At 53.3% G+C, this 14,685-nt stretch carries 11 protein-coding genes and 2 tRNA genes; 6 read left to right on the top strand and 7 right to left on the bottom strand.

Annotation, left to right across the window (positions count from 1 at the left end; genetic code table 11):
- The first annotated feature begins 411 nt into the window (after nt 1-411).
- From ACQRAG_RS05340 to ACQRAG_RS05315, 6 genes are all read left to right on the top strand, one after another.
- Nucleotides 412-2,058 (top strand): amidohydrolase, encoded by a 1,647-nt coding sequence (locus tag ACQRAG_RS05340; RefSeq protein ID WP_304026562.1) that lies wholly within the window; start codon nt 412-414, stop codon nt 2,056-2,058.
- A 13-nt stretch (nt 2,059-2,071) separates the two neighbouring features.
- Complete coding sequence (locus ACQRAG_RS05335; RefSeq protein ID WP_204625438.1) at nt 2,072-3,472, top strand: MFS transporter; 1,401 nt, start codon at nt 2,072-2,074, stop codon at nt 3,470-3,472.
- 54 nt (nt 3,473-3,526) lie between these two features.
- Nucleotides 3,527-6,019 carry a (2S)-3-sulfopropanediol dehydratase gene (hpsG, locus tag ACQRAG_RS05330; protein ID WP_204673965.1) on the top strand — a complete coding sequence of 831 codons (2,493 nt, stop codon included), beginning with the start codon at nt 3,527-3,529 and terminating at the stop codon, nt 6,017-6,019.
- A 64-nt stretch (nt 6,020-6,083) separates the two neighbouring features.
- Nucleotides 6,084-6,995, top strand: coding sequence for a glycyl-radical enzyme activating protein (locus ACQRAG_RS05325; protein ID WP_427803916.1), 912 nt, complete (start codon nt 6,084-6,086; stop codon nt 6,993-6,995).
- Nucleotides 6,996-7,425: 430 nt separating this feature from the next.
- Nucleotides 7,426-7,770, top strand: a complete 345-nt coding sequence (locus tag ACQRAG_RS05320; protein ID WP_427803917.1) for a hypothetical protein — start codon at nt 7,426-7,428, stop codon at nt 7,768-7,770.
- 541 nt (nt 7,771-8,311) lie between these two features.
- A complete protein-coding gene (locus ACQRAG_RS05315; RefSeq protein WP_427803918.1) occupies nt 8,312-8,611 on the top strand; it encodes a hypothetical protein in 300 nt (99 codons plus the stop codon).
- 74 nt (nt 8,612-8,685) lie between these two features.
- Here ACQRAG_RS05315 and ACQRAG_RS05310 read toward each other — a convergent pair whose 3' ends face one another.
- From ACQRAG_RS05310 to ACQRAG_RS05280, 7 genes are all read right to left on the bottom strand, one after another.
- Nucleotides 8,686-10,827 (bottom strand): UvrD-helicase domain-containing protein, encoded by a 2,142-nt coding sequence (locus ACQRAG_RS05310; protein ID WP_427803919.1) that lies wholly within the window; start codon nt 10,825-10,827, stop codon nt 8,686-8,688.
- A gap of 1 nt (nt 10,828) precedes the next feature.
- Nucleotides 10,829-11,638, bottom strand: coding sequence for a hypothetical protein (locus ACQRAG_RS05305; protein ID WP_427803920.1), 810 nt, complete (start codon nt 11,636-11,638; stop codon nt 10,829-10,831).
- Nucleotides 11,639-11,647: 9 nt separating this feature from the next.
- A complete protein-coding gene (locus ACQRAG_RS05300; protein ID WP_427803921.1) occupies nt 11,648-12,802 on the bottom strand; it encodes an SWIM zinc finger family protein in 1,155 nt (384 codons plus the stop codon).
- A gap of 62 nt (nt 12,803-12,864) precedes the next feature.
- A complete protein-coding gene (locus ACQRAG_RS05295; RefSeq protein ID WP_427803922.1) occupies nt 12,865-13,038 on the bottom strand; it encodes a hypothetical protein in 174 nt (57 codons plus the stop codon).
- Nucleotides 13,039-13,299: 261 nt separating this feature from the next.
- On the bottom strand, nt 13,300-13,548 hold the full coding sequence (locus ACQRAG_RS05290) for a hypothetical protein (protein WP_427803923.1): 249 nt from the start codon (nt 13,546-13,548) through the stop codon (nt 13,300-13,302).
- 765 nt (nt 13,549-14,313) lie between these two features.
- Nucleotides 14,314-14,390, bottom strand: a tRNA-Glu gene (locus ACQRAG_RS05285).
- A gap of 17 nt (nt 14,391-14,407) precedes the next feature.
- Nucleotides 14,408-14,482: transfer RNA gene (locus ACQRAG_RS05280), tRNA-Gln, on the bottom strand.
- Between the last annotated feature and the right edge of the window lie 203 nt (nt 14,483-14,685).

Raw genomic sequence — 14,685 nt, 5'->3', positions numbered from 1 at the left:
GTTTCATGTGAACCTTTTCCTTATATGCGAAAAAAGGGAACGCTGTGCGTTCCCTTTTTTTATGCCCTGATGTCCTTTGTCGGCATCATTTTCCCCTTCGTTTTCGAAAGGATGCATCCCATTTAATATTATGGATAATCATTATTTGTTTTTACATTGCATCCCTACAGTATTGCAAAAATGAAATAAATATTATAACTATTTGTTTTTATTTATTTTATTTATAAAATAGAATGTATACTGCGAATTTGCAAATGTGCAGGCATCACACGGGCATTGATTATTGCAATAATGCAATAATCACAAAAGGAATCGAGGGGATTATTTTTTAACATATTGAAAATATTGCTTGTTATTTTTGTGGCACAGCCTTTGCTTTATACGGACCAAGAAATCAACAGGAGTTTCCCAATGGCAAACCATAAGATCACCATTTACCATGACGGTACCATCCTGACCATGGATGCGGATTTCCCCCAGGTCGAAGCGCTGGCCGTGATGGACGGGCGTATAGTGGCCACGGGCTCTCTGAAGGATGTGAAGCAGGCTGTGGGCGATGGCGCCGACCTGGTTTCTCTGGAAGGGGGCACGCTGCTGCCGGGATTCATCGACGGGCACAGCCATTTTTGCAGCGGCGGCATGAACCGTCTGTATGCGGCCGACTGTGCTGTGGAGAACATGGAAGCCCTCAAGGAGAGCCTGCGCCGCAAGCTGCATGACGACCGTCCTTCCCAGTGGGTCGTCGGGCACAGCTTCGACGAAAAAGGCATGGAGGAGCAGTGTTATCCCACCCGCGAGATCCTGGATGAAGTTTCCACGGACGTTCCCATCTTTTTCCGCCATGTGACGGGCCATACGGGCATCGCCAACAGCAAGGCCCTGGAGATCGCGGGCATCACCCGCGATACGCCCGATCCGGCCGGCGGCATCATCGGCCGTGATGCCCAGGGCGAGCCCAACGGCATCCTGGAAGGCATCCCGGCCCAGACCCTGGTGCGCAAGCACATCCCCGGCTTTACCCTGGACGAGATGCGTGCGGCCCTGGCTGACGACAGCGCCCGCTATGCCTCTTGCGGCATCACCACGGCGCAGGGTGGCCCGGCCTTTTCGCCCATGGATGCGGAACTGGGCCACAAGGTGACCGAGCTGGTCCTGGACTGCGCGCACGACGGCACCCTGACCATCCGTACCGTGCTTTTCATCCGCGCCAATGACATGAGCCGCCTGGCTCCGTATCCCAACCATGTGCCCGGTACGGATCTTTCCGGCAACGGCCGGGTGACCATGGGCGCGGCCAAGCTGTGGGCCGACGGGGATCCGCGCGGCCATACCGGTTACTTCCTGGAGCCCTATCCCTTCGTGGATCCTGCCAAGGGCGCGGATTACCGCGGTGAATTCCTTTATACCGTGGACGAGCTGGTGGAAAAGATCCTGCCCATCCACAAGGCCGGCTGGCAGATCGCCATCCATGCCAATGGCGACGGTGGCATCGAGATCGTGACCCAGGCCTACGAGCGCCTGCAGCAGCTCCATCCCCGTCCCAATGCGCGGCACCTGGTCATCCATTGCCAGTATCCCAGCTACAGCCAGCTGCAGCGTCTCAAGGCTGCCGGGGCCTATCCCTGCTTCTTCATCAGCCCCCTGTACCACTGGGGCGAGATCCATGCCGGTTATGTGGGCGCGGACCGTGTGGCCCGCTTCTGCCCCTGCCATGACGCTGATGAACTGGGCCTGCCCTACAACCTGCATACCGACGCCCCCATCACGCCGGTGGATCCCCTGATCCAGGTCTGCACGGCCGTGACCCGCACCAGCCGCAAGGGCACCGTGTACGGGCCTGACCAGGCCGTGACGGTCATGTCGGCCCTCAAGGCCGTGACCATCCATGCTGCTTTCCTCAACTTCGAGGAGCATGTGAAGGGTTCCCTGACGCCCGGCAAGTACGCTGACATGGTTCTGCTGGCCGAGAACCCCCTGACGGTCGCCCCCGAACACATCAAGGACATTGCCGTGCTGCGCACCTATGTGGGCGGCGATGTCGTGTACAGCCGCTCCTAGGATGGAGGAGATCATGGAAAACCAGTCCCTGATACATCGCGAGGCCAATTGCCTGTCCCGCTTCGACCGCCTGCCGGTCAAAAGCGAAATGCTGAAGATCATCGCCGTGCTGGCCGCGGTGAGCGTGGTGGAAGCCTTTGACCTGGGCCTGATCGGCCAGACCGTGCTGGTCCTCAAGCAGATCTGGAACCTCGGCCCGGCGGAGACCGGCCTGCTGGCCACCTGCTCCACCATCGGTGTGGTGCTGGGCACCTTCAGCTGCGGCTTCCTTTCGGACCGTTATGGTCGCAAGCGCGTCCTTTTCTGGGCCGTGTTCATCTTCACGGTCTTCACCTTCATGGGCCCCCTGATGGAGAACTTCTACTGGGTCGTGGCCATGCGCTTTCTGAGCGGCCTTGGTTCGGGCGCCGTCTTCCCCATCCCGTATCTGTACATCTCCGAACTGGTGGGGGCCAAGCAGCGCGGCGTCACCTTTGCCTACTGCAATTCCATCCTCGTGCTCTCCTATGTGCTGCCGTCTTCCTTCGGCGCCTGGGCCGTGGCCACCTTCCCGCTGGAAGTGGCCTGGAAGCTGCCCTTCCTCGTGGGTGGTCTGCCCATCGTGATGCTGTACTTCATCCACAAGTACATGCCGGAATCTCCCCGCTGGCTCATGCGCCACAACCGTCATGACGAAGCCGAGGCCCTGGTGGAACGTCTGGAAAGCAGTCTGGGCATGGAGCATGACAAGAACTACATGGATCCCGCCATCCTGACCGCCGTGAACGAGGCCCGTTCCGGCAACAAGCCCAAGGTCAGCTGGACCATGCTCTTCAAGCCCCCGTACCTGAGCCGCACCATCGTGTCCTACTCCATGTTCTCGGCCGCCCTGGTGTTCTGGTACGTGGTCATGGTCTATGCGCCCACCATCCTCACGGGCAAGGGCTTCCAGATGTCCAGCTCCGTGCTGATGGGCGGCCTGATGATGGCCATCGGTGCCGTGGCCGGCATGGTCTGCGGCCACATGATCGAAAAGTACGGCCGCAAGCCCATGTACATCATCCTGGCCCTGCTGACCGCCGGTTGCAGCATCCTGCTGACCATGGTGGAGAGCCTCAATGCCTGGCTCATCGTGGGGACGGCCCTGGCCTTCTTCGGCAATGCCATCTTCTCCATCTGCAAGCTCTACATCGCCGAACAGTATCCCACGGAACTGCGCGGTACGGGCGCCGGTCTCGGCGAAGCCGTGAGCCGCATCTGCGGCGGCGTGCTGGCGGCCTACTTCATCGCCTTTCTCATCGCCTCCGGCAACCAGCACGCGGTGTTCTGGTTCCTGGCCATCTGCTACCTCGTCTCCACGGCGCTCCTGGCCATTTGGGGACAGGAGACCATGGGCAAGAGCGTGGACGCCACGGGCAGCTCCAGCGGCAAGTAGAGGATCGTACAACAAGAACAAACAACGGGCCTGCGGGCCCTGGAGGAACATATCATGTCGTGTGCCTGCACTTATTCCGAACAGGAACAGCTCCTTCTCGATACCATCGCCGGCAAGAGCAATCCCTATGCTGAAAAGCATCCCCGCCTGTACCGTCTGGTGGCTGCCTTTGAAGGCAAAAAGCCCCATATCGACGTGGAGCGCGCGCTGCTGTTCACCGAATCCATGAAGCAGACCGAAGGCGAACTGCTGGTGCTGCGCTGGGCCAAGGCCCTCAAGCACATCGGCGAGAACATGACCGTCTACATCGACGATGACCAGCTCATCGCCGGCCGTTGCGGCCAGCAGGGCGCCCGTTACGGCATCCTGTATCCCGAACTGGACGGCGACTATCAGGCGTCCGCCCTCAAGGAACTGCCCGGCCACGAGGCCTCCCCCTTCGACGTCAACGCCGAAGACGCCCGCGCCGTGGAAGAGATCATCACCCCCTACTGGAAGGACAAGACCTTCCACCAGGATCTGAACAGCCGTCTGGATCCCGAGTCCCACCGCCTGGCTTATGCCGACAAGGGCGGCTACATCTCCCGCTACATCTGCTGCGAAACGGCCTCCAACCGTTCCAGCCTGCAGTGGTGCCTGGACTGGGAACGTCTGTTCAAGCTGGGCTTCAAGGGCATCCGTGAAGAAGCCCTGGCCCGCATGGCCGAACTGGATCCCGACGATCCGGTGGACCAGAGCGAAAAGCGTCCCTACCTGGAAGCCATCGTCACCGTTAGTGAAGGTATCGTCACCTGGGCCCGCCGCCATGCGGAACTGGCCCGCCGCAAGGCCGCCGAAGAGACCGATCCCCGCCGCAAGCAGGAGCTGCTGACCATCGCTTCCAACTGCGAATGGGTGCCCGAGAACCCGCCGCGCACCTTCCATGAAGCCATCCAGGCCCACTGGTTCACCCAGGCTTTTGCCCGCCTGGAGCAGAAGATCAGCTCCAACCCCACCAACGGCCGCATGGACCAGCTTTTCTGGCCCTACTACCAGAAGGACCTGGCCGAAGGCCGCATCGACGAGGAAGGCGCCATCGAGCTCTTCCAGTGCATGTGGGCCAGTATGGCCCAGTGCCTGGACCTGGCCATCACGCCCTACAACAAGGCCACGCATGAAGGCTATTCCCACTGGGAAGCCGTGACCGTGGGCGGCCAGACCCGCGACGGCCGCGACGCCACCAACGAGCTGTCCTACATCATCATGCGTTCCAAGCGGGAATGCCCCCTGCATTACCCCGACCTGGCCGCCCGTGTGCACAGCCGTTCTCCCGAGCGCTTCCTGACCGCTGTGGCCGAGATGATCAAGCAGGGCTGCGGCTTCCCCAAGCTGCTCAATGACGACGAGATCATCCCCCTGCATCTGGCCAAGGGCGCGCCCCTGGAAGACATCTATGACTATGCCGCTTCCGGTTGTGCCGAGATCCGTATGCCCCGCGTGGATACCTACACCAGCGGCCATGCCCAGATGAACTTTGGTGCCGCCGTGGAACTGGTGCTCTACAACGGCCGCATGAAGAAGTACGGCGACGAACTGCTGACCGTGGAGACCGGTGACGTGCGCAACTTCACCACCTGGGAAGAGTTCTGGCAGGCCTACGCCACCCAGCAGAACTACCTGATGCGCCACGCCTTCATGCAGCAGTACCACATCATCAAGGCCCGCGCGCAGCACTTTGCCACGCCCATCTCCGATGCCCTGCATGTGCTGGCCATGAAGGAATGCGTGGACCTGCACCAGGATCACCACTACGAAGGCGGCCTGGATCTCGGCTACTTCGAATGCCTGGGCTACAGTACGGCCATCGACTCCCTGTCGGCTGTCCGCAAGCTGGTCTTCGACGACAAGAAACTGACCATGCAGGAGCTGCTGGACGCTCTGGAATGCAACTTCGAAGGTAAGGAAGACGTCCGCAAGATGCTGCAGAGTGCCCCCTGCTACGGCAATAATGATGATTACGCCGACAGCATCGGTCTGGAGATCGATCGCCTGGCCCAGGAATTCAGCAAGAAGTACGCGCCCCGTCTGGGCATCAAGTGCGACTTCCGCATGGTGCCCTTCACCTCGCACGTGCCCTTCGGCCGCGTGGTCTCCGCCACGCCCAACGGCCGCAAGGCCTGGACGCCGCTGTCCGACGGCTCTTCCGCTTCGCACGGCGCCGACGTCAACGGGCCTACCGCAGTGCTGCTCTCCAACTTCAACTCCAAGAACTACAACATGTTCCAGCGTGCCGCCCGCCTGCTGAACATCAAGTTCACCCCCAGCTGCCTGGCCGGCAAGGAAGGTACCCGCAAGCTGGTGAGCTTCATCCGCGCCTTCGTGGACCTGCGGCTGTGGCATGTGCAGTTCAACGTGGTCAACCGCCAGACCCTGGTCAATGCCCAGAAGGATCCTGAAAAGTACCGCGGCCTCATCGTCCGCATCGCGGGCTACAGCGCCTACTTCACGGAACTGTCCAAGGATCTGCAGGACGACCTCATCGCCCGTACCCAGCACGAGCAGGTCTAGTAAATCGCCAATCCAACCTCAGGGAGGGGGCTTCGGCCCCCTTCCGCCTTTCGGGAGAGATGCCATGTCGGACAAGAATCGCGGTACCGTTTTCAACATCCAGCGCTATTCCGTGCATGACGGCCCGGGCATACGGACGCTGGTCTTCCTCAAGGGCTGTCCGCTGCGCTGCCTGTGGTGCAGCAATCCCGAATCCCAGGAGGCCGCACCGCAACAGGCGTACAATGCGGACAAATGCCTTGGCTGCGGGCGCTGTGTGGCCACCTGTCCGCAACAGGCCCTGCGCCTTGAGCAGGACGGCATCCATCGGGACAGGGAACGCTGCGATCCTGCTTGCCGTGCCTGCGCGGAGGTTTGTCCGGGACAGGCGCTGACCTTTTACGGCAAGACCATGACGGCCCGCGAAGTGCTGGACAAGGTGGAAGAAGATGCCGCCTTTTATGCCCGCTCCGGCGGCGGCCTGACCCTGAGCGGCGGCGAGCCGTTGCAGCAGGGGGATTTTTGCCTCTCCATCCTGGAAGAGGCGGAGCACCGGGCCGTGCATACCGCCATGGAAAGTTGCGGTCAGGCCCCCGAAGAGACCATCCTTGCCGCCTGCGGCAAGCTCGACTACCTTTTGTTCGACATCAAGCATCTGGACAGCGAGGCCCACAAAAAGGCGACGGGCATGGGCAATGAGCGCATCCTGCGCAACCTTGCGGCTGTGCGGAGCGCGTATCCGCATCTGCCCATCCACCTGCGTACGCCGCTTATCCCCGGTATCAATGATGACGAAGAGCTCATCCGGCGTATCGTCGAGCTGGCCCGCTCCATGGATGCCGTCCATTACGAGCTTTTGCCCTACCACCGTATGGGTGAGCAGAAATACCGCTTTTTGGGCAGGGAATACCCCTATGGCGGTCCTGCTCAGGTGGATGCCGGGATACTGGTGCGCCTGCGGGGGGTCGTCGAGGAAGTTTTTCCGGAAAAGGACTGATATCCGTTAAAGAATGTGTCTCCATTGCCGGAATATCCTCCAGTGCTGTCAGCATTGGAGGATATTTTCATTTTTGAATATAGGTATGTATTGATTTTTTATCCTGATAATAGAATGTTGTTTATGTATTTCTTGAATAGATCATGTTATATGTTTTAATAGCTATTTATTATGTATTAGAATGATGATGGATTGTTTATTTTTCGACTAAATTGTTTTTATAATAAAATTATTGATTATTGTGTATTTATTCTTGAAAGCATCATCCTTGAAATAATTTTTTATTTTTGCTATCGGTGCCGTCGGCATCCAGGAAAGGAAGGAAGAGAAGCCAGGATACATGATGAAGGGAGTGTTTTCTGCTGATGCAGAAAATATTGCCTGCTGATATGCCAGGGAATTAGCTATTGATTAGCTTGAGGAGAATACTGTGAGAAACGTGTTTGTGCTGATGCTCATGCTTTTGGCGATACCTTTGAATGCATTCGCTTTTGATATCCGTGGCTGGTGGCAGCTTGAAGAGATGCCATCCATCTTCATGAAGATCAACGAAGAAAAGATATACGGATTCAAGTATAGGATAAACAAGGAGACCGAGGAAAGGGTGGAGATCTTTGTCGATAACTCGGACGTTCCCTGTTATCTTGATAAAAAAGGCGAAGATGGGCTTTTGCTCATCAATGCCCTTGGAGAGCAGAAGTCCTACAAGCTGGTGACGCGAGATACCAGCCTTCCGCAAAAGGATGTACGGAAATTGTGCGGTATTGAAGAATAGTCCCCCTGTGCCCCCAATATTGGAGGCAGGGGAGAGTGCTTTTGGAATATGACGGCATGCCTGCAGGTAACGGGCATGCCGTTTTTATGTATGGTCTGTAGAAACGGTATCGTATGCTGTGCGGTAGCAGGGTATCATGCGTATGATGCTGGCATGTGGAGGCGTCCCGGTCTTGCTGGGGCTTTTTTTAGGGAGGAGCTTGCACTTCAAGCGTAGACATCTGGAGCTGTCATCGCCACGCAGGAAGGGAATGATGGGCGGCCTTACGGCCAATGGGTCCCCACCCATATCATCGCCGAGCCGTACCGCACCATCATCCACTGGCACCCCAATACGGAGTTTCGCGAGGATCAGTCCAGCTGCGAGGCCCTGTATCAATCCGTTCTGCAGGCCAATGAGGTTTACGCCCAGGAGCAGGCCAAGGCGGATCAGGAGCGCCGCGAGCGGGAAAGCCGCTGCGAGGCCTTCTGGCAGGAACACACGTCGGAATGGGCCAAGGGCTACATCGTCGCCGAGCTGCGCGAGGAATGAGAGAGATATCATGACCGACTACTTCGCGCATAGCGTGACCAGGCGCGTCCTGCTGGGCTTCTCCAAGTCCGACCGCAACAACTTTCGCGAGATGCGCAAGCTGGCGGCCACCTTCAGCCCCACGGAAAAGCTGGCCACAGAAGGGCAGGAGAATCGCGAGAACTACACGGGCGGCTCCGGCTACTGCCTGAGCGGCCCCTATCGCCGTTCCGGCTGGACGATCCGCAAGGAGAGCCTCAAGTACGGCCTGCCTCGCGGCAGCCAGGCCCTTCTGGATTTCGCCCACTGGCTGGAGACCACTTCCCGTTAAACGACAAAGGCCCCGGCTTTCGCCGGGGCCGTTATGTAGGTGTCACACACTGCCTTCTATTGGTAAGTATGCTTTTAAATAATATACTTTTGCGTTACATATGATTCATCAATGGCCTTTTGTAGAACTGAGTGAATCTTTCCCGAAAGCACAATGTCCAAAGATTCAGAAGCACGACTAGCGGCAACGTATAAAGCTGTCAATTCGGCAATATTTGCAAAAGGACTTGTAGCTATGCTTCCAGAAGGCCAAAGTAATATAACATGAGTAAATTGCATTCCTCCCAAGTATCGCCATTCACCTATTGTAATAGATTTCCTTGTGTAGTTAAGTTTTTCAACATCATCAAAGGATTGAATTACTGTAGTCGATATTTGCTTTAGCTCTTTTATTATATCATCAACTGCAGATTTTCCAATACAGATAATTGCAAGCCTTTTTTGAGGAGAGTCCATAGTATGAAATTTTTCTACTAACTTAACAGCTTCTTCGATAGCCTTGGCTTGACTTCCACTTGTATACAATATTGGCTGTTCCAATCCTCGTCCCTCTTTTTGGTATGATAGAGGAATCGAATTAAGAGGGAACTGCGCGTATATAAACTTAATAAATTCTATAATTTTTTCTGAAAATCTATGACTTTCTTTTAATTCTATTGCAGTATGGCTATCTCTTTTTACTAGTTTGTTCTCATTCCAATTGGAGGATATAGAAGAAAATATTCCTTGGCGAGGGTCTTCCGCTGTTGTAAACACAGTTTCAGAAGTATCAGATCCCAGTAATGTAATAGCAAAACGTTCTTGGGCATTAAAATATTGAAGTTCATCAATAAAAATTGATTTATATCCTTCTGTACTTCTTTTGGCACTCCATACAAATGTCTCCATCAGAGAAATAGCATCACTAACGAGTTGATCGGTTGTAATACAGTTTAAATCTTGAAGACTCAATATGAATTTTTTATATATTTCAAATATAAAAAGTCTGTCTCCTTGTGTGTTAAAAGGCGGTAAAAGCTCTGATCTATCTTCTCCTTTTATGTATTTAGCTATTTTTGTAATATTGCTAGGAAGAATGCCTTCCGCTGCAAGCCCTCCAGTAATCTCTAAATAAATATTTTCTAAAAATTCATGATAAATTGAGGGCTCTATATTAATGTTGTCTAATATATTTTTGATATTTTCGGATAGTTTATGAATAGAATTTATTTTTTTGATTTTAGACTTATCTTTTATGAAATCAAGGACAATTGATTCAAGGATTGAGAATTGTTGAGCTTTTCCATCTGAGGAATCAATTCCAAGAACATCAAGTGTGCCGATTTTATCTTTTCCGAGAGCTTCACGCAAAAGCTCCAGTAAAGGCCAAACTTCGATATTCTGAGCGTTGTTGAAATCTAAAATTCTTAAGGTTTCATCAATACGTTCAGCCATCGCCCAACTGTGAGTAACAAACAGTATTTTCTCTTGAGACCCAGCTGCTGCCAACTTTCGCGAGTCACTGATAGCCTTTAAACATAGCGTAAGAGTTTTACCACTTCCGGCAGGCCCAACAATATTAACACTTTGATTAGCATAATCATTAATAGCGCGGTACTGTTCAGATGTTAAATTCTGCATCCAACTTTCAAAACTTTTTTCTTTGCTGATAGCAGCGCTGCCAAGAGATTGAAAGTCAAGCTGGGGAACTATATTGGCTTCTGTTTTAGTAGTTTTTGAGATATTGTTTGTAGAAACAATTTTATCCAAGATAGCTCGGCTACCCTCAGGGACAGTTGGTGCAACAAAGTCTTCTAAAATAATTTTTGTACCTGTCGTTATTTGATAAAAAAATAAGGAACGGTAGGAACTCTTTATCTCAGCTATCCATCGAGATGATCCTATATTCATCGGGGTAGCAAAAAAAGAAATGAACGAGCCAGAATGATATTCTGACCAAGTACTAGGCAAGCGCACAGGAACTTGAGCAGTAGCCCGAAGTGCGCGTGCCAAGCGAATAAATATGTCTCTGGATACATCTTCAGATAGTTTTTTCAACTCATCAATATTGATAAGAATATAAGAACATCCATTTAAATCATTTTTAGTGTAGACAACATCGAACACGTCTTCTTTTTTATATAAAATTTCCTTACTGTCTGAAAAAGGAGGCGTAAGCTTTTGAAAAATTGATGAAATAATCGCAAACAGTGCACTTTCTGTAATGATGGCGTACATCTTAATCCTCGATGGAGTCTATAATATTGTTGACGTGCTTTTTTTTCTTTGCACTATGCTCGTCTGGAAGGCCAATACTTGAAAAAATTTCTCCAAGTCGCTGAGTCAATCCGTAGCGAAAAACAGGGGCAAGGCGGGCGATTCGTGCTCCTAGCCTAGGAGTTTGGGGGGTGCGTGTCAAAGAAATTTCTGAGATATCAACTTCTCTGATGATGCGTAACCAAGCGATTGCCGGAGCGTCACTTTGCTGAGTTAAAACACCTAGTTGCAGTTTTCCCAAGTAAAAAAACTCTTCAGCTGGATTATTCAACTCACTTGATAATTGGTCCTTAAAATTTTTTATTTTCATGATTTCATATACAGCTCGAAGAGCCTCAAGATTAGACGCATATTCTTGTTTAAACCCATTGATATGTTTTAGTATTTTTATGCACTTATCTGCAGTTTCAGATATTGAACTATCGGCTTCTGTGCGCAAAAAATACAAATCGATATCTTCTTTTGAATAACTATATCTTTTTTTTCGCAACTCTTTATTTAAAATTTCATATATTTTTTCACTCATTTTTTTTAATTTTTTTACACATGCAAAATATTCAAGATAATGCCCCATTGAAAAAAAAGGTACTACTGATATCTTACCCCAACATTTTTCTTGTGCAATATCACAATCCCCCGTTACAACAATTCCAAATTTTTTTAAATAATCTGTCTCGTTAGGCCAAAGAATAATATCGCCTTGTCCAAGATGAGGATTTTCTTTGAAATCATCTATCAGGTAAACTTCATCGAAAGCGTCATTTCCGGACATTTCATTTCCTTATTTTTTTACTATGTTCATCACCTTGCTCAGCAAGGGTAGTTCGTCGCATTTTTGCAGGAAGGCTGTCCACGCCGTATCGAGCGTCCCGTAATTGGTGCTGTTGACCAGATAGGGGAGGGAGCGCTTGCCCACAGCTTTGTATGTTCCGGCCTCAAAGGCTTCCTGCTCATCGTTCCATTTTCCGTGGACGTATTGGTACTTGATGGGCTCATAGGAGAGTGAGAGCAGCTGGGTGGGCTGCTTGCGCGGCGTGCCGTTTTTGTAGAATTCCTGCACGAGGATGGTGATGCTTTCCGAGCCGTCGTCCTTGCTGCTGTATTCGTGCCAGAGCGTGGTCTGTTCCAGCAGGCGATCCATGTAGGGGAGCAGGCGTTTGAGGCCCTGATCCGGCGCACCGGGGGCAGCGATGGTTTCCCTGTGTGACCATGGTTTGGCCGTATATCCCTGGGCTTTGTCCAGCAGGGGGGAGCCGTTCGCCCGTGAGCGCAGGGCGGCCAGATCGACGGAGCCGTCGACCAGGCGCGAGGCGTCGCCCTTCAACAGGGCGGCCGCATGTTTGCAGAAGGTCTTGCTCATTTTTCCGGCCGGGCAAGAGCAAAAAGCTACCAGGTCCGGCCCTTCTCCCCGGAACCTGACTTTGTAGGGCGTGGAAGCGCTCCCCTGGACGAGATAGACCAGTTCGGGCAGCGCTTTGGCAGGGCTGGGGGAGGCTTCAGCCTGCAAGCCGGAGGGCAGGGACTCTGTTCGGGACGCATGGCGGGAAGGCTCCATGTTCCCCATGCGGCCCAAGGCCTCCCGCACGGCGCCGCACAAGTTGTCCTCCTCATCGCTGTTCTTGGCCAGCCATTTTTCCAAGGCCAGCTTCACGGCACGATCATCCGGCACGGCCTCCAGAAGAGAGGAGAGCAGCGCCTTCTGCCTGGCCAGTTCGGCTTTGAGCTTTTGGGCCTTGTCAGCCTTTTCCTGTACAGCAGGAGCCTTGAGGCTCTCGGCGTAAGCAAGGACGTCGTCTTCCCGGAACTGTTTGTCCGAGGTGCATTTCAGCCGCCCGCTGCGGTAGTCAGCACTGAGCTTTGACCGCCCAATCTTCAGGCCCAGACTGTGCAGGAATTCCAGCACTTCTCCTTGAGTGGCAAAAATACGCTCGCTCATTCCTTCCCCCGTTATCCGCTACTTGCTCCCCATCTCCAACAATCGTTCCGTAAGCCGCCGGTTCAGGCGCGTTCTTCTTTCAGCTCGGCTTCCAGTTTGGCGATGCGCCGCTGGCAGTGAGAGGCAGTGGCCGTTTCTGCCGAGGCGTCGCTGGTAAGAATCTCTCCTTCCCCAAAGTAGAGCCAGTCGCGGTTCAACTCGGAAAAAAGTTCGAGGATACGCGGTATGCTCAGCATCCGTGGCCGTGATGGCAGCCTGCAAGGAGCAGGGCGGTCAGCATGGTCAGCAAAGGAAGAAGATATTTCATGGTTCGCTCACTTGCTGGAGAATTTGCTTATCCGTGCCCGTCGCTGGCCTTGCCGGTACTGCTGGCAGCGGTGTTATCCCCTACGCCATCGACCAGCAGGTGGCCGTGAGTTTGCGATTCAGGCGGTCTGCCTCGCGCAATTCCGCCTCAAGAGCCGAGATTTTGGCTCGAACCTCGTCGAGCTGCCGCTCTAGATCCGGCTTGGGAGAGGGGAGCCAGCTTCCCGCGATATGGGACCGTCCTCGCAATACAGCCACTCCGGCCGGACATCGGGAAAGTTTTCCAGGATCGTCGGCAGATGTTCCCAGATGTTTTTCTGGCTTTTCTCGGTAAGCCACTGGCTGAACTTTTGGGGATAGATCTCAATGATTTCAGCAAGTTTTGACTGGAGGATGCTCTTTTCCTGGGCGAGGAAGCGTATCCGTTCGAACAGCTGCATTGCGCAGGAGAGTCCTTTTTCGTCTAATCTTGGTGAATAAATATCTTTTGATATAAATAAAGAAATTTTTTATGGCAACCTATTCAAATAACCTGGCAAGAGGGAGTGCCATGGCAAGTCTGAATCTCCCGCACTCTGTACTGTTACGGGTCTGGATGAAAAAACTCTTTATTCGCACAAGACCCTGCTGACCAGCTGGGGGGGACGCGCAGCTGGTCAGCAGGATGATCTGCGCGGAGACTATACCGCCCCACCACCATGCCACCTGCCTTCGGCTGGACTTTTACGAAGAATTGCTTCCGAAGCCGTTTGACGGTCATCTTGGGCCTGTCTGCTGCCAGCCCATTTTCTCCCGACTGGCTCAGCCACGGGTGTACTGTCCGGGGTGGGACACGAATCTTGCTTGCCCGGCCGGCAACGTCACGCAAGGCAAGAGATCAACAAATCAGGATTTTGTGTCAGCACGTGCCAAATACGCGCTCGCGGTATCTCCACCGAGGCCGTGTCCGATGATGCGAAAAGTCCTTCAGCAGACGTATAATCAGGATTGGGTGATTTGCCCGATGTATTAGAATGCCAGAGCGCGGCAGGGGGAAGGTGTTCCGCTATGTTCGTGGTGCCGGATTACACGGCGGCCGGAGTAGCATGCCTGGGAGAGTGTGGTAGGGATCGCAGCTGAATAGCCGCTGGGGTGCACGGACATTTTTTGAAAATGCCTCAAAATGAAAAAAGCCCTTACGATTTCTCGTAAGGGCATGATTTCGTTGGCGTCCCCAAGGGGATTTGAACCCCTGTCGACGGCGTGAAAGGCCGTTGTCCTGGGCCGGCTAGACGATGGGGACGCGCTATGAAGTTTTGATGGCTGGGCTGCAAGGACTCGAACCTTGATTAGCGGAGCCAGAATCCGCCGTCCTGCCAATTGAACGACAGCCCATCGCGAAAATGAAACCTACGCAAAACCGGCTCTCTTGTCAACAAAAAAATCGAAAAAATTTTAAGGCTTCGTATCCGGCAGAAAAAATGCGGGAGCGGACAGGAGGGAAGTGCCCTTCGGCACAGTCACGGGATGCTGCATTACAAAATATTTCACATGATATCTAACCTGTTGATTTTCCATGGTGACATGATGGGATGAAT

It is taken from the genome of Desulfovibrio sp. SGI.230, from assembly GCF_050313065.1.
Lineage (GTDB): Bacteria > Desulfobacterota > Desulfovibrionia > Desulfovibrionales > Desulfovibrionaceae > Desulfovibrio.
The sequence above is the reverse complement of the archived record's forward strand: the minus strand, read 5'-3'. Positions and strand labels throughout refer to the sequence as shown.